This is a genomic window from Pseudorhodoferax sp., assembly GCF_047601025.1.
In the GTDB taxonomy this organism is placed as follows: Bacteria; Pseudomonadota; Gammaproteobacteria; order Burkholderiales; family Burkholderiaceae_C; genus Pseudorhodoferax.
The window spans coordinates 2721789-2739734 of the sequence record NZ_JASGJZ010000001.1 but is presented as its reverse complement, the minus strand read 5'-3'; the positions used below and the strand labels follow the sequence as shown (position 1 = coordinate 2739734).

The window sequence follows — 17946 nt, the reverse complement described above, 5'->3', positions numbered from 1 at the left end:
CCGTTCAGGCCCGGTCGGCCACGCGTTCGCCCAGCAGGCCGGACGGCCGGAGCGTCAGGATGAAGATCAGCACCAGGAACGCGAAGATGTCCGAGTAGTGGCTGCCCAGCACGCCGCCGGTCAGCTGGCCGATGTAGCCCGAGCCGATGGCCTCGATCAGCCCCAGCAGGATGCCGCCGACCACGGCGCCGCCCAGGTTGCCGATGCCGCCGAACACCGCGGCGGTGAACGCCTTGAGGCCCGGCAGGAAGCCCATGGAGTGCTGCGCCGTGCCGTAGTTCGACGCGTACATCACGCCGGCGATCGCCGCCAGCACCGCGCCGATGATGAAGGTGGCCGAGATCACCATGTCGGGCTTGACGCCCATCAGCGCGGCCACGCGCGGGTTCTCGGCCGTGGCCCGCATCGCGCGGCCCAGCCGCGTGAAGTTGACCACCCACATCAGCACCGACAGCGACACCGCCGTGAGCCCCAGGATCAGGATCTGCGTCGGCGAGATGACGGCGCCGCCGATGTGGATCGGGTCGCCCGGCAGCAGCGTCGGGTAGGCCTTGTAGTTGGGCTTCCAGATGATCATCGCCAGCGTCTGCAGCAGGATGGACATGCCGATGGCGGTGATCAGCGGGGCCAGCTTGGGGCTGTTGCGCAGCGGCCGGTAGGCCACCTTCTCGATCACGAAGTTGAGCGCGGCGGCCACCACGCAGGCGATCAGCATGGCGACGACCAGGATGATCCAGCCCGGCGTGCCCGGCATGCTCTGCTGCATCAGGCCGATGATCGACCAGCTGGTCAGCGCGCCGACCATCAGCACCTCGCCGTGCGCGAAGTTGATCAGGTTGATGATGCCGTACACCATCGTGTAGCCCAGGGCCACCAACGCGTACATGCTGCCCATCACCAGACCATTGATGATCTGCTGTAGCAAGATATCCATTCGTTCTCCGTGGCCGTACGCCCAGTGCGCAGCCCTTTGTGGGGGCTAGCAAAAAGCCCGCCAGGCCAGTACGGCTGCGGGTCGGGGCGCGATTGTAGCCACGGGCCTGCGCCGCGCAGAGGTGTATGCGGGCGGGGTTTTCCCTCTGGAAAACCGGCCCGTTCAGCCGCGCGCCTGGCGGTTCTTCTCGCGCAGCGCGGCCAGTTTCTCGCCGATCTTCAGCTCCAGCCCGCGCGGCACCGGCTCGTAGAAACGCGGCTCGTCCATCCCCTCGGGAAAGTAGCGCTCGCCGGCCGCGAAGCCCTCCTCCTCGTCGTGCGCGTAGCGGTAGTGCTTGCCGTAGTCCAGGCTCTTCATCAGCTTGGTCGGCGCGTTGCGCAGGTGCAGCGGCACGGGCCGCGTGCCGTCGTGCCGCACGAAGGCGCGGGCCTGGCTGTAGGCCGTGTAGACGGCGTTGGACTTGGGCGCCACCGCCAGGTAGACCACGCACTCGGCCAGCGCCAGCTCGCCCTCGGGCGAGCCCAGGCGCTCGTAGACCTCGGCCGCGTCCAGCGCCAGGCGCAGCGCGCGCGGGTCGGCCAGGCCGACGTCCTCGCTGGCCATGCGCACCAGGCGGCGCGCCAGGTAGCGCGGCTCGGCGCCGCCGTCCAGCATGCGCACCAGCCAGTACAGCGCCGCGTCCGGGTCGGAGCCACGCACCGACTTGTGCAGCGCGCTGATGCTGTCGTAGAACTGGTCGCCGCCCTTGTCGTAGCGGCGCATGCGCTCGCCCAGCACGCGCAGCAGCCAGGCGTCGTCGATCGCCGCCAGCTCCTCCTGCCGCGCCGCCACGGCCAGCGTCTCCAGCGTGTTCAGCAGCCGGCGCGCATCGCCGTCGGCGTAGGCGACCAGCCGGTCCAGCGCCTTGGGTTCGATGGTTGGCACCCCGCCGACGGCCTGCGCGCGCGCCGCGATCTCGCGCAGCTCTGCCTCGCCCAGCGGCTGCAGCACGTAGACGGCCGCGCGCGACAGCAGCGCGGAGTTGACCTCGAACGACGGGTTCTCGGTAGTCGCGCCGATGAAGGTGAACAGCCCGCTCTCCACGTGCGGCAGGAAGGCGTCCTGCTGGCTCTTGTTGAAGCGGTGCACCTCGTCGACGAACACGATGGTGCCCTGCGGCGCCAGCCCCTCGCGCGCGGCCTGGGCGCGCTCCACCGCCTCGCGGATGTCCTTGACGCCGCCGAGCACCGCGCTGATCGCGATGAACTGCGCGTCGAAGGCATCCGCCATCAGCCGCGCGATCGTCGTCTTGCCGGTGCCCGGCGGGCCCCACAGGATGCAGGAATGCGGCTGGCCGGATTCGAACGCGATGCGCAGCGGCATGCCCTCGCCGAGCAGGTGCTGCTGGCCGACGACCTCGCCCAGGGACTTGGGGCGCAGGCGTTCGGGCAGGGGTTGGTGGAGAGGATGGGGTGATCGGCTCATAGGGTGTCCAGCGGGCTCAGCACGCCGCGGCCGCCCTTGTTCAGGACGTGCGTGCAGGCCATGGTAGTGCGCACGCCCTGTGGCCGGGCAGGTCCTGCGCGGTGTGGATGTCGTCGCCGGACTGCAGCATGTGCGTGGCGAAGGAGTGTCGCAGCACGTGCGGGGTGCAGGGCTTGTCGATGCCGGCACGGCGGACACCGCCACGGCCACGGCTTTCTGCACTGGTTGGTCGTGCAGATGGTGGCGCCACTCCGCGCCCGAGCGCGGGTCCACCGAACGCACAGCACTGGGAAATACGTGCTGTCAGCCGCCACGCCGTGGCGGCCTGGGGTACTTGACTGACGGCCAGCGCGTTTGGCAATCAGACGGCGCCGCAGCCAGCATCCAGATCCTCACGGTGCAACACGCAGACCCGCTCCATCTGGTCGCGCAGCGGCGCGATCAGGTTCCTGGGCAGCACGGTCACGCGGTCCTTGTTGCCCTTGCCTTCACGCACGACCAGTTCTCGTCGTTCGAGCTCGACGTCCTTCACGCGCAGGCGCAAGGCTTCGAGGATGCGCGCGCCGGTGCCATGCTGCAGCGACGCAACCAGCCAGTTCGTGCCCTGCAACTGCAGCAGCAGTTCGCGCACCTCGCGCTGCGTGAGCACCACGGGCAGGCGGCGTGCCTTCTTGGCCGAAACCACTTCGTCCAGCCAGGGAAGGTCATGCTGCAGCACCTCCTTGTAGAGAAACAGGATGGCGGCCTTGGCCTGGTTCTGGGTGGAGGCGGAAACGTTGCGCTCGACCGCCAGGTGCGTCAGGAAAGCCGTGATCTCCGGTGCGCCCATGTCCCGCGGGTGGCGCTTGCCATGGAACAGGATGAAGCGGCGGGCCCAGTCCATGTAGGCCCGCTCGGTGCGGATCGAGTAGTGCAGCACCCGGATGCGATCGCGCAGGGCATCGAGCAGCTTGGGCGGCTGGGACGGGGTGGCGGCGCTGGCAGGCGACCCGGGGCTCGCCGAAACGGACTGGGGCTCCATCAGCGAGATTTTAGGCGGCCTAATCCGTTTGGATGTCCATCGAAGTGATGAAGGAACAACGTGTTACCCGAAAGCGGCCGTTGACTTGGGCCGCCAGCGGCGCGTAGCATCGGTTGGCCTAAATTTAGTTGGGCTGCATAGGAGAAGTTCAAATGGCCGACACACCATCGAAGGACGAGGCCGCCGCTTTGCAGCTAGAAAATCTGCGGCACGAACTTCTATCGCTACGACGACCTTTCTGGCGAGATCCAAAGGCGGTCGGTGCCGTCATTGCTTTCTTGGCTTCATTTGCAGTAAACATTGGCCAGTACATCTCAGCCAGCAAGGAATCTATTCGAAAGGACAGAGAACTTACACTCAAATCTGAGCAGTGGACGTCGCAGAAACAGCAACTCGAACTAGAAGTGCAGCGCCTTAGGCAGCAAGTCCAGACTTCGGAACAGCAGGCTAGACGAGCACAGGTTGACATCGAGGAACTCGCGAAGGTCAAGAAGGATATCGGTACGTGGGAAGCGGCGGTAGCAGAGAGCGAACTTAAGATTGCGAACATGCGCAACAGCATTCCTCAATTCGAGAAAGAAGGGCGGAAGAATCGCGCAGAAGCCGAACGTGCGAATCTGGCACTTCAGGAGGGTCTGCTGACGATGCAGCAGGCGGAACTGCAAAAGTCCACAGTCAGGCGTGCCGAGCTTGAGGCTCTCCTCAAGTAGGCTCAAACCGTTCAAGCCGAATTCCGCCCAACCTTGCGCTCCAGCGGACGGCTTCGCCGCCCGCTGAGCTTGCTACAAGGGCTTCCCCATCTGTCAAGCCAACATCCATGCGTCCCACGCAGTGGGACATTGGATCTTCCTGATTAACTGACTGCCGAGCGTTGCAAAAGAGTTGAGGTCAACAAGGTGCGGACTGGCCAGACTACAACCGGTCATCGATGCAGCCGTTCAATGGCTGCGGACCCTGATGAAGGACGCACGCGAGAGACCCATTCGTTAGCCGGCGACGGTGAGGCCGCCCTAGAGCTTATCGGTCACTTCCCGCGCAGGTCCAAACCTGTTGCCATCAACGCTTGCCGTCACGCGGCGGTCAATTTCGAATCCTCAATTGGTGCACGGCATTGGGCAGGTCGCTCAGGCCGGCATCGCAAAGTCCTCGCCGCGCCTGAGCACCGCCCAGGCCATGCGCGCATTCTTGGCCGCGATGGCCACCACGGCTTTCCAATAGCCGCGTCGTTCCTGCAACGCCAGCGCCCAGCGGCTGACCGGATCGGGCTGGTTCTTCGCCGTGGCCAGCACCGCTCTGGCGCCCATGACCAACAAGCTGCGCAGGTACGGGTCACCGGCCTTGGTGATGCGTCCCAGCCGGGCTTTTCCGCCGGAACTGTACTGCCCGGGCACCAGGCCCAGCCAGGCGGCCAACTGACGGCCGCACTCGAACTCGTGGCCGTTGCCGACCATGGCCAGCAAACAGGTAGCGGTGGTCTCGCCCACGCCGCGAAGGCGCATCAGCCACTGGGCGCGCGCGTCCTGGCGGGCCTCCTGGCGGATGTATTGGTCGTACTGCGCGATGCGCTCATCGAGCCGGCTGACTTCGCTGAGCAGGTCGCCCACGATGGTGTTGGCCCAACCGGGCAGATCCTCCAGGCATTCGCAGGCACGCCGGCGCACGGTGGCGGCCTTGAGCGGCAGCACGATGCCGAACTCCGAGAGCAGGCCACGGATGCGGTTGAGCGTGGCCGTGCGTTGTTCGACGAATCCCTGGCGGGCACGGTGCAGCATCAGTTGGGACTGCTGCGCCAGGTTCTTGACCGGCACGAAACGCATGTGCGGGCGCTGCACCGCCTCGAAGATCGCGGCGGCGTCGGCCGCGTCGTTCTTGCCGCGCCGCCCGCTCATGCGGTAGGGCGTGACGAACTTCGGTGCGATCAGGCGCACGGTGTGGCCGCTGGCGGTGAACAGCCGCGCCCAATGGTGCGCACCCGAGCAGGCCTCCATGCCGATCACGCACGGCGGCAAGGCGGCGAGCAGCTCGTGCAGTTTCTCGCGCGCCACGCTCGGCCGGACCAACTCGGCCCGGCCGGCCTCGTTGACGCCGTGCACGGCAAAAACATTCTTGGCGAGATCGATACCGACGCATACGATGGCCATGGACTTCCCCTTTCGAACGAGTTGATGAGAGTTCGCAATTCCCATCGTGGCACTGAGTTGCCGGTTGCCGCAATGCGGCGGGTTCGGGACGGGGAAGTCCCTTTCATTCGTTAGGCCTCATCAAAACAGGTGCCATGCCATGCGGACGACCGTAGCCAAAATGCTGATCGCGATCTCACTCGGAATTGTCACGATCGGCGCCGCATCAATTGCGGCAGAGCAAAGCGGAGAATTCGGCTCTTGGAGCGCAAAACTGAAACAGTTTGGCGCAATAGTAATTGCAGCAGGGGTTCTGGCTCTTGTGGTAGGGCTAGCCCTTCACCTTCGGACAGTTATGCCCCCGATGGAAAAATTAAAAACGGCCGTCCTTGGCAAGGTTACGTATGAGGTTGATCAAGCAACTGTCGAAGATCTTGATTTCCTTTATACGAAATACGAAGATCTCTTTGGCACCGACCTGGTACCGCAAGACGAGTTTGGCCGATGGATGCGGCGCAACCCGAGGATTTGCTTTAAGGTGTTACGGATTTCTAATAAAGGCGGCAACTACACGGCAACCATTGTTGGCTTTTTCGACTTCGAACCACTCACGGCCGCCGCAATCAAGCGACTTAAGAGGACCAAGCCAATGGAGATACCGCGACCCCTCGAAGAAAATGACATAAGACCCGGCACAACGCCAGCGAAAGGATACTACATTGGATCTATCGGTGCGACATCGAAAAAGCCCCGCGATCAAGCTGCCACTCTTCTCTGGGCGTTTGACTTCGCGTCGAAGCTAAACATCAATACTGACGTAATTCTGTTCGCCAATCCCTTTACATCCGACGGCGTCCGTCTTTGCCAAGAGTTCGGCTTCATTCCGCTGAACAAGGACCGTCAAAGGGGGCTGTGGAGCCTTAGCCTACAGGCCGGTATTCGTCTGCCTGAATACGATCAGAAGATTAGAAGGCTTCTACTAAATGAGGCCTAATCGGGTAGCCGGGAGTTTCTAACTCCCAGCCCCCACACCACCCACCGTGCGGGTCCGCAGTGGGCGGTTCAACAAGTTGGCACGCGCGACGAAGTTCTGTTTGTCTTGTCTCGTTTTTCCGTATAGCCCTGGGCCTTGCACCACAGGTCTTTCACGCTGAGCAACCCTTGCTCCTTCAGCCACGCGTTGGATACCGCCTGCTGGATCACCTGGGTCCTGGACATTTGCCAGTAGCTGTTGCTACTGACGCCGTGTTGAATCGCCGACTTCAGGCTCACGCCCAGCGCCAGCAGGTTTCTGATCTTCGTGCGCGCCCAGCGCCACTGTTTCCAGTAGCACATGCGCAATCGCCTTCTGATCCACTCGTCCAGTTCGGGCACGGGCCGGTAGTACTGGCTGATGCCGAAGTACCCCACCCATCCCCGAAGATATTGCCCCAGCCGGTGCAGCCGGTATGGCATGGACACGCCCCAGCTGCGCCGCGTCAGCTCACGGATGCGGTGCTTGAAGTCGGCCAGGGCCTTGTCGGCCCAGCGTATCTTCTTGCCCTTGATCGTGAAGCCCAGGAAGGCGCATGCGCTCATCGGTGCCACCTTGCTTTTGGCGCGGTTGACCACGAGCTTGAGGACTGTTTCCAGATACCGCGTGATGGAGCCCATCACACGCTGCGCGGCGCGTTCGCTTCGGACCAGGATGACCAGGTCGTCGGCGTAGCGCGCAAAGCGGTGTCCCCGCCGTTGCAGCTCCAGGTCGAGCTGGTGCAGCACGATGTTGGCCAGCAGCGGCGACAGCGGCCCACCCTGTGGGGTGCCCACCTCGCTCGGCTGTACTTGCTCACCGACCAGCACCCCGGCGCGCAGGTCGTGCCCGATCAGGGCCAGCAGCCGCTTGTCGGCAATGGTGCGGCCCAGCAGATTCATCAGCACGTCATGGTTGACTGTGTCGAAGAACTTGGCCAGGTCGATGTCCACTGCGATGTGGGCGCCGTCCGTCACGATGGCTTGCACCTGCCGTATGGCCTGGTGTGCGTTGCGGCCCGGTCGAAAGCCGAAGCTCGATGCCGAGAAGCTCGGCTCGAAGATCGGCGTGAGCACTTGGGCAATGGCTTGCTGGATCACCCGATCCATCACGGTGGGGATGCCCAGCATCCGTTGGCCGCCACCGGGCTTGGGGATGTACACCCTTCGCACGGCCTGCGGCTGGTACCGCCCTTGCCTGATCTGCCCTCGCACGGCGGGCCAGTGCGCGCGGGCATGGGCAGCAAAGTCCTCGATGGTCACGCCGTCGATACCCGGCGCGCCATGGTTGGCCTTCACCCGCTTCCATGCCCGCGCCAGGTTGTCGCTGTCCAGCACGTCGTCGAGCAGATCGTCTGTCGTTGTTGTCGTCACTTCGTCTTGGGTCAAGGCTCGGTGCGTGCTGGCCGCCGCCCGCATCTGGCCCGTTCGGGCTTGGACGATGGGGTCGAGGTTTGCACGTCTGCTCCTTGTGTCTCGTTGTTTGGCCCTTGGGCACCCCGACTGCCGGGCGCCTACTACGGCCGCTGCTGACTTCTGCGCCGTCACGGTGCCCATTGCTGTGCACCGCGCTGCGTGGATGCTGGACGGTTGCTGCCTCGTTCTTCGACACGTGGCGGGCAGCACGCCGCGGCGCTCGGTTCTTGGTGGCCCGGTGTGAACCTGTCCGGGTGTCTTCGTCCTGCAGCCGCGCCGCGTGCGGCGCAGATCTCCCCAGGTAAGAACGCGAACTGTCGGTGCACAAGCGCCGCATTTACCGTAGGCAGCGTACCGGTGGGCTTTGCCGTCATGTGCCGGCTCGCCTCGCCGCCCTCGGCCTTCCATGCGGTTCGTGTTCCTCGCCTCGCACCTCTTGCGCTCCGGCTTCCTCCAGACACGCGCTCGCGCGCTTGCCCTTGCCTTCGGCTCGTGGTTATCCTCGTCTCATCATGATCCGTCCAAGTCGGTACTCCCACAGGGGACTCGCACCCCATAAGTTCGCGCCCATGCTGGGCGCACACTGGTTGTTCAACAGGACGTCCACCAGCTTCGCTGGCAGCCGCCTGTTAACGCGGGCGTCATGCGCAAGAATCGTCCGAGAGAGGCCACAGTAGTTATGTCCAGAATGAAAGAACCAGAAGATGCGCCTCTTGCATTCCAAGAAGCCTGGAATGCTCATGACATGGATGCGCTCGGTAGCCTGTTTGACTCAGATGCAACATTCGTAAATCGCTTTGGCCACTATGTCCGAGGCGTTGACGAGATTGTTGCGCTCCATGTTCCTATACATAAAACGATTTACAGCGACTCCACGCTCAACAATGAGCTGATCAGTGCAACCAAAATTTCTGATGGAGCAGTAGTCATTCATTTCTGGAGTCGGCTGGCTGCCGGTGCGGCTCATCCGGCTGGGCCGCATGAGGTTGACACGTTGATTCTTGCGGTACTCACGAAACAAGATGATATTTGGCGCATTAGGGCGCTTGAGAATGTAACTCTGGCAAACCCAAGAACCGGGGAGCCAGTGTTGCGTGGCGCCTAACAATTAGTCGATTGGGCCGTCTACGGCGGCCGCTCGCCTTTACGTTAGGCGCCGCAAGTTCAGCGATATCAGCCGTTCGGCCGATTCAAGGAAATTTACAAGGGGAGAAAGAGTGAGGAGTCAGGTTCTAACCACCGTCTCAAGACCGTCCAGTTTCGAGCTACAGAATGCAATTTTCAGCTTCTCTGACGGCGCACCCGAGTCAACTCCAGATGATTTAATCAACCACGCGCTCGCAATCACTGGAGAAGCCTGCTCTCTGATCGAGGCCGGGAAGTCAATGGACGAAGTCATCTCACACTTCTCTGCACTTGGCCTTTCTGAGGGATGCGCGAGACCGTTTGTAGAAAAGGCGAAGGAAGTCGTTAGCTGGAATAGCAAACTCAACGAGTCAGTGGCGAGCACAGCGCAAGGTGGCAATAGCCTGCAAATACTGCAGATCATTGTTCCGATAGCAGTCGCCATAGCAGTTCTTGCCTATGTCTTCATTCGGTGAAAGCGCTGCCTTCAACAGCGGCGCCTGACCCTTCCTTCAAGCGGACGCCTGACGGCGCCGCTTAAGTCAAATGTTAGCTCTCATGAAACCAATTACCTCGGCTGCACTATCTGCACTAGCGTTCGGCATCATCGGATGGTTTGTAGGTTTCGGTGTCGGCTTCTCAGGACTCGTTTCGTCCCTTGTTTTTGCCGCGACAGGATCATTCTTTGGCCTACTGTTATTCTCGGTTGGCGCAAAGGCATTCTGGCTTCCTGTAGGCGGCTTGATTGTTGGTGTCGCACTTGTGCTAGCTGCACAATTGATGACCATAGTCGCCTTTGACGCCTCCTACTTCATTTTCGTCCCGTTGTTAGCGTCTGTAGTGATTACACCAATTGCCAGCATTGCTTTCAAGATGTTTCCCGCGCTTCGCAAGCGTATCTTCAGGGATCCGTGAGCCAAAGTCAGTAGTGAGAGCTAACAACTCCATAACACTTGATATTCACGTAAGGGGCAAGGACGACATCCTCACTCGCAGCGGCTCTGATCTTGCTCGATCAGCTATAGGGCGAAAGTCGGCCCGGACAACTGGCGCAACAGCAGCATGGATCAACTCCCCCGCGGCGCTGGCAGCCTTGTTCGCGCTTGGCTGGGCTGCATTGCGACTCCTGTCCTGGCTCCTTGGTCTAGTCTTCTGATGTTGAGCTTCCGAACGACTGCCTGTGACGCCTCGTTCAACCGGATGCGCTACGGCAGCCAGCGCTTGGCCGCTCCAGGCGCCAGTGGCATCATGCCTTCCACGGCCAAGCGCCGCCTGCCTCCGCAGGTTGCTATATCGCATATCGGTTGTTCCCCAGTAAGTTCACTGTCTAACTAGTTGCTCCAGCGGACCGCGTTCGGCGTCCGCTGAGCATCGACGTTGGGCGCTTCTTGGCGCGTATGGAGATCCTGTTGCAACATCGGAGCTTTGTCTGCTTACTTCTGACGTTGGCACTTCTTTCCGGCTGCGATCGCGTGCCCGACTACGATAGCAAAGAAGCCCAAGATTTGATGAGAACAACGGTCTACACACTCGTCAAGAACGCGCTTCGGGAGACAGGCACGTCGGATGACGGCCAAGCGCAGAAGCCGCTCGCATTGCAGATATCCGATCGACATCAAGCAATGATCGATATGTATCACCCCCACGTCGCGATTGCCGTCGACGGGAAATGGCTGCGATCGCGCTTGGAAACAGGGGCGCCAGATCTGTTTAAAGGCGAGAACTTTACAGCCTACCTAATGCTCAAGAACTACGGGGTGATTAGGGAGGCAGTGAGTGTCAGTCTTGCTCAACATGAGCCCCTTCCGGACCGGGTCGAGGACAAGCGCACATATAAAAAGGTATGCCGGGCAAAGCTCACTATCGCTCCCAACGGCCAGTCATCAAAGAAATTCGAGTCGATCAATCTGACTTACTCGGTGAATCCCCCGCCACGCAGCGGCCGGACAAGCGCAGCAAGTCCTTTCTACGTCGCGGTCAACTTCTTTGAAGCGACAGAGCCACCCTTGCCGTTCTCTTTGTCCGAGAGCGAGAAGGTCGCGCTGATGGCATTGGGTGCGGTCAAAGACATACGAGCAGTGCCACGTCCGCAGAGCCCAGAAACTAGAGTGATAAAGATAGCGCTGCGCGCATTCCGCGCCTACATGGAAAGCGAAGAGGCAACAGCGACGGAAGCGCCGCCTAATCCTTCCATCGAGAGGACGCCGCCCGGCAAGCCGGTCAGCGCATCTCATGTCAAACGTTAGGCATCGCAGAACCTATCACATCTCAGCTCAATGAAAACTAGCCTCAGTCGATCCAAGAAGTCCGTATTCTTTCTATGTCTGGCGCTCCTCGTGACGCCACCGATGCTTTTGAACATCACCCCATTTCCACTGCTCAATATCGACTCTGACGGCTACGGGAGACCCTGCCACAGCCCTAATCGCGAGTACTACATAGAGCGATACACGACGCTTCTAAAGGCCCTGTACATCAACCCTTCCCACTCAAAGGAAGGACTCGCAGTTCTGTATTCCAAAGATGGAAAGGAACTCTTTAGAGGAAAAGCCGATGACATCTACAAGCCGGGATGGAATGGGGACAAAGTCGGATTCTTCGGTAAATGGGGTGGCCACTGGAGCATCCAATTGCCGTCCAACGCAGGCAATTCCATAGGCTGCAATACCAACCAATAGGCAGGCACTCGATGCCTAGCCCTTCCATCGAGAGGATGTCACAAAGGCTTAGCCCTTGCGCCGCCTCTCATGTCAAACCACAAGGGCTTCCCCATTCGTCAAGAAAAAGCTGTCTCCGCCCGCGCAGCGGGGGCATTGATTTTTCCTAATAGCTGACTAAACAGCTGAGGTCAACAAGGTGCGGACTGGCCAGACGACAACCAGTCATCGATGCAGCCGCTCGAGGGCCGCGGGCCCTGGTGAAGGACGCACGCGGGGACCCATTCGTTCGTCGGCGACGCAGATGCTGCCATCGAGTTGATCGGCCGTGTCCCGCGCAGGTCCAAACCTGTCGACATCAACGCTTTCCGTCACGCGGCGGTCGGTTTCAAAGTTTGCTCTGGCACTTGCAAAGTGGCGAAGCGCTCATGCAGGCAGTGCAAAGTCTTCTCTCGCCTCAGCACCGCCCAGACCATGCGTGCGTTCTTGGCCGCGATGGCCACGACGGTTTTCCAGTAACCGCGGCGTTCCTGCAAGCATGGCGGCAGCGCCGCGATCAACTCGTGCAACTTCTCGCGCGTCACGCTCGGGCGGACCCCACTCGGCCCGGCTGCCCTCATTGCCGCCGTGCACGGCAAGAACATTCTTGGCCAAATCGATGCCAACGAATACGATGGCCATGGACACCCCCTTTTGAACGGGTGGAGGAAATTTCGCACTTCTCATCGTGGCACTCACATGCCGATTGCCGCAAGGCAGCTGGTTCGGAACGGGGAAGTTCCTTTCATTCTTTAGGCCTCATTTTTATTGATTCTTTTGGGGGAAATTGATATGCCAAATGGAAAACCGGGTGATCACCCATGGACTGATTTTTTCACGCACGGATACAAGAAGTTACTTCCAGATGACATGGCCGCGATGCTGAACGCAATTCACTCTGTATCGCCACAGCTGATCGAACATTTCGCCAATGCGGACATGTTTGATTGAGTAAATGGAAATGATCTTGACAATGGACGGGAAAAATTGAGAAAGATCATGGCCGCCAATGACATTTCCTTCATCGAGTGATTCCCAACCATTCGCTCGACCGACGCGCCAGGAAAGCCAGCCCTGCTTTAGGCGGAGATTTATTTCATCAATGGCAACAAACCTTCTCAAGAACCCAAGGATTTGGTGGCACCTAACAATTGGCGCCACGGCACTCTGGCTGGTATCGGCTTTCATATTCTCAGACCTTTGCCTGAGCTTTGGCGGCGGACAACCGCAATGCAGTGGAACCCACTATCCAGAGCTACTGGCCAGCATATCCATCATTTTGTTTGTATCAGGCATAACGTTCATTCCAATACTATTTCTCATCGCGATAGTCGTCACCTTGACTGCAAGAAATCGCAGCCGATCTTGACCTCCTGCAAACGAGTTGCCACCGAAGAGTTCTTCATGCATTTCTTGATGATCGACGGCATTCTCAATCATTGACTACCAGACACACGGAGAAGGCGAAAGCCACCGCGGAGGGACCGGCCACCCATCTACAGGCAGGCTTCTGCCGGCCAAATCATCCGAGGGCCCCGATAAGAGCCACTGGCCAGGCCACATTCGCTCCTCGCGCTCGAACCATGGACGAGCGATCGAATTCATCTGCTGCCGCTCTGATCGGTGGCGGGTATCTGCCATCGCATGTCCAATTCATTGAATTGGCCCCCAAAGGGGTGCCAGATTCTCCCGGGCCGCGGGCATCTGAGGAACATGGCCGGGATCGGACACGCCATCGCGCGTGCGCGCCGCCCGAAGAATGTGTGCGCTTTTGTCGACCAGCGCCAAATCGACTCTCTGCCAGCCGCCGCATTCCTTCAGCTCCCGTTCACCTGGGCCGACATCGTCCCGGGCAGCCTCAAGGACAATCACCGGGGCGCCCTCAAGACGCTCCAGCTTGCTGCGTTCGCGATCTCGCTTCCCTGCGCAGCGTGATGCATGCGGGCCGCGCATCAACCTGTCACGCACGAAGCCTCTGTGCACGCATGGCTCGAACTGCCCGGCTGCAATCACACCAAGCCTGGCGATGGTGCTGACGGTCCCGGTCATGGGCGCCCTGTGCGGAGTGGTGATCCGCTGCTCGTCCGTGTACTACGGCGGACCGTCGTGGCTTTCCCTGCCCAACGCAGGCGCCGATCACGTCCCCGCGCCGGCGTCGTACAGGCGAACCGTGTTCTTGCCGGCCTTCTTGGCCGAATACAGCGCCCGGTCGGCGCATTCCAGCAGCCGGGCGGCTTCCTGCCCGTGCTCCGGCCCGCATGCGGCCCCGACGCTCAGCCCGATGGAGATGTGGGCCGCATCGATGACGAACGGCCGCGCGATTTCCGCAATCAGCCGCTGCGCCTGCGCGATGGTCTCCAGGCCGCCCCGGCCGTCGGACAGGGCCGTGAACTCGTCCCCGCCCATGCGGAACACGCGGTCCGATTCACGCAGGGAAGCCTGCAGGCGCGCGGCGGCTTCGCGCAGCACCGCGTCGCCCGCGGCGTGCCCAAGCGTGTCGTTGACCCGCTTGAAGCCATCCAGATCCATGTAGAACAGCACGAACCGCCCGCCTTCGTGGCGCACCCGTTCGATGGCCAGGTCCAGGCTGGCGGCGAAGGCGGCCCGGTTCGGCAGGCCGGTCAGGTCGTCCACCTGTGCCAGATGCTTCAGCCGTGCCTCCACCTGCTTGCGATGCCCGATGCCGCGCACCGTGGTGACGTAGCCGTCCGGCCGGCCGGTGTGGCGATCCCGCGTCAGCCTGATCGAGGCTTCGAGCCACACCCAGGAGCCATCCTTGTGGCGCTGGCGCTGCTCGGAGCGGCCGTCCACCAGGCGGCCGGCCCGCACCTCCTGCATCAGCGCCTTGAACGCCGGCACGTCGTCGGGATGGGTCAATTCGATGGCCCTGCGCCCGAGGAGCTGCGACGGCTGATAGCCGAGCAGATCCTCGACCGAGGGCGATACGTACTGGCGGACGCCGTCGAGGTTGCCCCGGATGATCGTGTCGGTCGCCGACTCCGCCAGCAGCCTGAAATCGCTTTCCCGGCGCAGGGCCCCCTGCGCCAGCTCGAACAGCCGCAGCTGTGCGGTCGCCAGCGCGGCGAATTGCTCGAACTGGCGCCACTCGTGGATGCCCAACACCCTGGACGCAGCGCCGAACAACGAGAACCGGCCGACGCCCCCGTCACCGAACGGCATGGACGCGATCAGGCGATCGTCCTCGCCGAGCAGGCCCGCATCACGTGCGCCGCCGGCCTGCTGCGCATCGGCGGCGGATGCCGATCCGGCGGCGTGCCAGACTTTGCTGGTGCCCTGGACCTGGATGGTCGCCGCGGCCATGCCGAGCATCCGGCACGCCATGCCGCACAGCAGATCGAAGCGCAGATCCGACAGATCGGCCGCCTGCATGCCGCCTGCAGGGCGATGCACCGGATCATCGTCAATGGCCATTCCTGTGATTTCTCGCTGCATGGTGTTCCACGACTTCCCGCCGGAGTCGCGCGCGCCGGCCGATCATCCGCTGCGCAAGGCCAAGCAATGGGCCGATCGAACGCAGGGCGCGATGTCGCCAGACCTGGACGCCGTGCTCGGCAACAGGCCGATCGTCAACTCCCCCGAGCGCCGGCTCGAGGGGCGATTGCTCGCCGCACTGTACCTGATCCACCCGTGCCGGCAGCGCTGCGAATACCGGGAGAGACCCTTTCGCATGGCGGCTGCTTCGGAACGGGGAAGCCCCTTCATCCACCGGGCGACTCCCGGCGACGATGGACCAGGCGCACGCAGGCGGGTACCGTGGCGCGCTGCCCGGAGAGCAGCCATGTCCACCCTCGCCGCAAGCGAAGTCCGTGCCAACCCGTGCCGTCTCATCGACCAGGCGGCGGAGTCCCGCCAGCCGATCCACGTCGCGGGCCCGCGCACGGGCGCAGTTCCGCGGTCGGCAGAGCTGTCGGCAGAGAATGGGCAGTCCATCCGGCAAGCGCCGTACCTCTTGTCCATTCCCGGCAGGAGGGCATGGCCGAGCCTCCTGGTGCCAGCCCCCGGAATCTGCCGGGATGTCCCATGCATGCCAACGGCCTACAGCCATGACCGACCGCACCGACAACACAGGCCAGCTGGCCGCCATCAACCACAAGATTGTCGCCGCGGGCGAGGTGCTTCCCGCGGTCCAGCTCAAGGACGGCAGCACGGTGCAGACCGGGACGGTCGCGGCCATGCTGCACAACGTCGCCCTGTACAACGCCGGCGAGCGCGGCCAGGTGGAGCGGGAGCTCGCGCTGTCGATTCCGACGCTCGTCAAGGTCGGCCTGTTCGACCTGTTCGCGCCCGAGGAGTGGATCAGCGGCGCCAACCCCGGCCGGCGCTTCGTGGGCGAGCGGGCGCTGGACTACCTGAAGGGCCGCGCGTGCCGTTGACCGGCCCCCGCCCGACCCGCCGGCGCCGCGCGGGCGCCGGGCCGGCCCGGGGCCGGGCGCGATGACGCTCGATGCCCTGCGCACCTTCGGCCTGTTCGTCGCCACGGCGCTCGCGGAGATCGTCGGCTGCTACCTGCCCTACCTCTGGCTCAGGCAGGGCCGCACGGCCTGGCTGCTGGTGCCGGCCGCGGCGAGCCTGGCCGCGTTCGCCTGGCTGCTGACGCTGCATCCGCAGGCGGCCGGCCGCGTCTACGCGGCCTACGGCGGCGTGTACATCGGCGTCGCCCTGGCCTGGCTGTGGCGTGTCGACGGCATCCGGCCGACGCCGGCGGACTGGATCGGCGTCGGCCTGTGCCTGCTGGGCATGCTGGTGATCATGTTCGGGCCGCGGCAGGCCTGAACAGCCGCCGCGAACAACTTGTTGCAGGCGGCCGCGCCGCGCGCCCGTATAAGGACGGCCCGGTGCCGCGGCAACGCCCGCGCGCCGGCCACAAGCAACAACGTACGGGAGACAGACGCATGCCAGACCTTCGCACACTGCCGCCACCGGCGGACGCCCATGACACGCGCGCGCCGGACGGTGCCCCGGCCGCGGCGCGGCGCCGCTTCCTCGGCCGCACCGGCGCCGGGCTCGCCGCGCTGGCGGTGCCCGCGGCCTGGGGCCAGGCCAGGACGCCGGCGGCGCCGCCCGGCCCGCCCAGCACCGTGACCACGCCGCCGCGCGACTTCGGCCCCGGCGCGCCGCCGACCACCTATTTCTGGGATCCGGACGTGGTCGCCGTCGATCCCTCGTTCAACGAGCTGGCCCAGCCCAACGCCGCGATCCGGCGGCTGTGGACCGGCGGCGGCTGGCTCGAAGGGCCGGCCTGGAACGCGGTCGGCCGCTTCCTGGTGTGGAGCGACATCCCGGCCGACCGGCAGCTGCGCTGGCTGGAGGACGACGGCCATGTCTCGGTGTTCCGCGCGCCGTCGAACAACAGCAACGGCAACTGCTTCGACTACCAGGGCCGGCAGATCGCCTGCGAGCACCTGACGCGCCGCGTGGTGCGCTACGAGCTGGACGGCTCGGTCACCGTGCTGGCGGACCGCTGGAACGGCAAGCCGCTGAACTCGCCGAACGACGCCGTGGCGCACCCGGACGGCAGCATCTGGTTCACCGACCCGCCCTACGGCGCGCAGTTGTACGAGGGCGTGCCCGACCCGGCCGGCGGCGCCAGCAACCGCCAGGGCCGGCTGAACACCCGGCTGGGCCAGCCGGCCGGCATCGGCGACGCGCGGCAGGAGCTGCCGACCCAGGTCTACCGCTGGGACCCGAGCGGCCGGCTCGACGCGGTGATCGCCGGCAACCAGGTGCCCAACCCGAACGGGCTGTGCTTCTCGCCGGATTTCGGCAAGCTCTACGTCACCAGCACCGGACCGGCGGGCAAGGGCGACGTCCACGTGCTGGACGTGGGCGCGGACCACCGGCTGTCCAACCAGCGGGTGTTCTCCGACTGCATGGTCGACGGCGTGAAGTGCGGGCCGGACGGCATCCGCGCCGACGTGTTCGGCAACCTCTGGGTCGCCAGCAACGCCGGCCGCGCCGTGGGCTACAGCGGCGTGACGGTGTGGAACCCCGAGGGCCGGCTGATCGGCCGCATCCGCCTGCCCGAGGCCTGCGGCAACCTGACCTTCGGCGGGCCCAAGCGCAACCGGCTGTTCATGATCGCGAGCCAGTCGGTCTACGCGGTCTACACCGCGACGCAGGGCGCGGCACCGAGCTGAG

General features: G+C 63.3%; 19 protein-coding genes and 2 pseudogenes. 9 read left to right on the top strand and 12 right to left on the bottom strand.

Features of this window, described 5'->3' with window-relative positions; translation table 11 throughout:
* Positions 1-4: 4 nt before the first annotated feature.
* From QM782_RS12965 to QM782_RS12950, 4 genes are all read right to left on the bottom strand, one after another.
* Positions 5-934, bottom strand: a complete 930-nt coding sequence (locus tag QM782_RS12965) for a branched-chain amino acid ABC transporter permease (protein WP_415203321.1) — start codon at positions 932-934, stop codon at positions 5-7.
* Between the two features lie 162 nt (positions 935-1096).
* The gene (locus QM782_RS12960; RefSeq protein ID WP_415203320.1) at positions 1097-2398 is read right to left on the bottom strand and encodes a replication-associated recombination protein A; all 1302 of its coding nucleotides are present in this window, start codon (positions 2396-2398) and stop codon (positions 1097-1099) included.
* Positions 2399-2438: 40 nt separating this feature from the next.
* On the bottom strand, positions 2439-2555 hold the full coding sequence (locus QM782_RS12955; protein WP_415203319.1) for a tyrosine-type recombinase/integrase: 117 nt from the start codon (positions 2553-2555) through the stop codon (positions 2439-2441).
* 204 nt (positions 2556-2759) lie between these two features.
* Positions 2760-3419 carry a phage integrase N-terminal SAM-like domain-containing protein gene (locus tag QM782_RS12950; protein ID WP_415203318.1) on the bottom strand — a complete coding sequence of 220 codons (660 nt, stop codon included), beginning with the start codon at positions 3417-3419 and terminating at the stop codon, positions 2760-2762.
* 152 nt (positions 3420-3571) lie between these two features.
* On the opposite strand from QM782_RS12950, the gene QM782_RS12945 reads away from it, so the two are divergent.
* Positions 3572-4129: a hypothetical protein gene (locus QM782_RS12945; RefSeq protein ID WP_415203317.1), complete on the top strand. Its 558-nt coding sequence runs from the start codon at positions 3572-3574 to the stop codon at positions 4127-4129.
* Between the two features lie 414 nt (positions 4130-4543).
* On the opposite strand, the gene QM782_RS12940 is transcribed toward QM782_RS12945, so the two are convergent.
* Positions 4544-5560 (bottom strand): IS110 family transposase, encoded by a 1017-nt coding sequence (locus QM782_RS12940; RefSeq protein WP_415203316.1) that lies wholly within the window; start codon positions 5558-5560, stop codon positions 4544-4546.
* Between the two features lie 139 nt (positions 5561-5699).
* On the opposite strand from QM782_RS12940, the gene QM782_RS12935 reads away from it, so the two are divergent.
* Entirely contained in the window at positions 5700-6533 is an 834-nt protein-coding gene (locus QM782_RS12935; protein WP_415203315.1) for a hypothetical protein, read from the top strand.
* Between the two features lie 68 nt (positions 6534-6601).
* Here the strand turns inward: QM782_RS12935 and ltrA are convergent, their stop codons facing one another.
* Positions 6602-7939 (bottom strand): group II intron reverse transcriptase/maturase, encoded by a 1338-nt coding sequence (gene ltrA / locus QM782_RS12930; protein WP_415203314.1) that lies wholly within the window; start codon positions 7937-7939, stop codon positions 6602-6604.
* Between the two features lie 670 nt (positions 7940-8609).
* Here ltrA and QM782_RS12925 point away from each other — a divergent pair.
* From QM782_RS12925 to QM782_RS12910, 4 genes are all read left to right on the top strand, one after another.
* Positions 8610-9071 carry a YybH family protein gene (locus QM782_RS12925; protein ID WP_415203313.1) on the top strand — a complete coding sequence of 154 codons (462 nt, stop codon included), beginning with the start codon at positions 8610-8612 and terminating at the stop codon, positions 9069-9071.
* Positions 9072-9351: 280 nt separating this feature from the next.
* The gene (locus tag QM782_RS12920) at positions 9352-9567 is read left to right on the top strand and encodes a hypothetical protein (protein WP_415203312.1); all 216 of its coding nucleotides are present in this window, start codon (positions 9352-9354) and stop codon (positions 9565-9567) included.
* An 82-nt stretch (positions 9568-9649) separates the two neighbouring features.
* The gene (locus tag QM782_RS12915) at positions 9650-10006 is read left to right on the top strand and encodes a hypothetical protein (protein ID WP_415203311.1); all 357 of its coding nucleotides are present in this window, start codon (positions 9650-9652) and stop codon (positions 10004-10006) included.
* A gap of 482 nt (positions 10007-10488) precedes the next feature.
* On the top strand, positions 10489-11337 hold the full coding sequence (locus QM782_RS12910; RefSeq protein WP_415203310.1) for a hypothetical protein: 849 nt from the start codon (positions 10489-10491) through the stop codon (positions 11335-11337).
* 837 nt (positions 11338-12174) lie between these two features.
* Here the strand turns inward: QM782_RS12910 and QM782_RS12905 are convergent.
* From QM782_RS12905 to QM782_RS12880, 6 genes and pseudogenes are all read right to left on the bottom strand, one after another.
* A pseudogene (locus QM782_RS12905) lies at positions 12175-12284 on the bottom strand (IS110 family transposase); the annotation flags it as partial.
* Positions 12282-12429, bottom strand: a pseudogene (locus tag QM782_RS12900) (IS110 family transposase); the annotation flags it as partial. The pseudogenes QM782_RS12900 and QM782_RS12905, both read right to left, overlap by 3 nt.
* A gap of 213 nt (positions 12430-12642) precedes the next feature.
* A complete protein-coding gene (locus QM782_RS12895) occupies positions 12643-12975 on the bottom strand; it encodes a hypothetical protein (protein ID WP_415203309.1) in 333 nt (110 codons plus the stop codon).
* Between the two features lie 57 nt (positions 12976-13032).
* Positions 13033-13227, bottom strand: coding sequence for a hypothetical protein (locus QM782_RS12890; protein WP_415203308.1), 195 nt, complete (start codon positions 13225-13227; stop codon positions 13033-13035).
* A 213-nt stretch (positions 13228-13440) separates the two neighbouring features.
* On the bottom strand, positions 13441-13836 hold the full coding sequence (locus QM782_RS12885; protein WP_415203307.1) for a hypothetical protein: 396 nt from the start codon (positions 13834-13836) through the stop codon (positions 13441-13443).
* 87 nt (positions 13837-13923) lie between these two features.
* Entirely contained in the window at positions 13924-15219 is a 1296-nt protein-coding gene (locus QM782_RS12880; RefSeq protein ID WP_415203306.1) for a diguanylate cyclase domain-containing protein, read from the bottom strand.
* A 632-nt stretch (positions 15220-15851) separates the two neighbouring features.
* Between QM782_RS12880 and QM782_RS12875 the strand changes: the two genes are divergently transcribed.
* From QM782_RS12875 to QM782_RS12865, 3 genes are all read left to right on the top strand, one after another.
* Positions 15852-16181, top strand: coding sequence for a hypothetical protein (locus tag QM782_RS12875; RefSeq protein WP_415203305.1), 330 nt, complete (start codon positions 15852-15854; stop codon positions 16179-16181).
* Positions 16182-16242: 61 nt separating this feature from the next.
* Positions 16243-16581 (top strand): YnfA family protein, encoded by a 339-nt coding sequence (locus QM782_RS12870; RefSeq protein ID WP_415203304.1) that lies wholly within the window; start codon positions 16243-16245, stop codon positions 16579-16581.
* 119 nt (positions 16582-16700) lie between these two features.
* Positions 16701-17945 (top strand): SMP-30/gluconolactonase/LRE family protein, encoded by a 1245-nt coding sequence (locus tag QM782_RS12865; protein WP_415203303.1) that lies wholly within the window; start codon positions 16701-16703, stop codon positions 17943-17945.
* Position 17946: the final 1 nt, after the last annotated feature.

Coding starts and splice junctions, on each gene's coding strand:
- QM782_RS12965 (WP_415203321.1), bottom strand. CDS start 934: ATGGATATCTTGCTACAGCAGATCATCAATGGTCTGGTGATGGGCAGC.
- QM782_RS12960 (WP_415203320.1), bottom strand. CDS start 2,398: ATGAGCCGATCACCCCATCCTCTCCACCAACCCCTGCCCGAACGCCTG.
- QM782_RS12950 (WP_415203318.1), bottom strand. CDS start 3,419: ATGGAGCCCCAGTCCGTTTCGGCGAGCCCCGGGTCGCCTGCCAGCGCC.
- QM782_RS12945 (WP_415203317.1), top strand. CDS start 3,572: ATGGCCGACACACCATCGAAGGACGAGGCCGCCGCTTTGCAGCTAGAA.
- QM782_RS12940 (WP_415203316.1), bottom strand. CDS start 5,560: ATGGCCATCGTATGCGTCGGTATCGATCTCGCCAAGAATGTTTTTGCC.
- QM782_RS12935 (WP_415203315.1), top strand. CDS start 5,700: ATGCGGACGACCGTAGCCAAAATGCTGATCGCGATCTCACTCGGAATT.
- QM782_RS12925 (WP_415203313.1), top strand. CDS start 8,610: ATGCGCAAGAATCGTCCGAGAGAGGCCACAGTAGTTATGTCCAGAATG.
- QM782_RS12920 (WP_415203312.1), top strand. CDS start 9,352: ATGGACGAAGTCATCTCACACTTCTCTGCACTTGGCCTTTCTGAGGGA.
- QM782_RS12915 (WP_415203311.1), top strand. CDS start 9,650: ATGAAACCAATTACCTCGGCTGCACTATCTGCACTAGCGTTCGGCATC.
- QM782_RS12910 (WP_415203310.1), top strand. CDS start 10,489: ATGGAGATCCTGTTGCAACATCGGAGCTTTGTCTGCTTACTTCTGACG.
- QM782_RS12895 (WP_415203309.1), bottom strand. CDS start 12,975: ATGAAAGCCGATACCAGCCAGAGTGCCGTGGCGCCAATTGTTAGGTGC.
- QM782_RS12890 (WP_415203308.1), bottom strand. CDS start 13,227: ATGATTGAGAATGCCGTCGATCATCAAGAAATGCATGAAGAACTCTTC.
- QM782_RS12885 (WP_415203307.1), bottom strand. CDS start 13,836: ATGACCGGGACCGTCAGCACCATCGCCAGGCTTGGTGTGATTGCAGCC.
- QM782_RS12880 (WP_415203306.1), bottom strand. CDS start 15,219: ATGGCCATTGACGATGATCCGGTGCATCGCCCTGCAGGCGGCATGCAG.
- QM782_RS12875 (WP_415203305.1), top strand. CDS start 15,852: ATGACCGACCGCACCGACAACACAGGCCAGCTGGCCGCCATCAACCAC.
- QM782_RS12870 (WP_415203304.1), top strand. CDS start 16,243: ATGACGCTCGATGCCCTGCGCACCTTCGGCCTGTTCGTCGCCACGGCG.
- QM782_RS12865 (WP_415203303.1), top strand. CDS start 16,701: ATGCCAGACCTTCGCACACTGCCGCCACCGGCGGACGCCCATGACACG.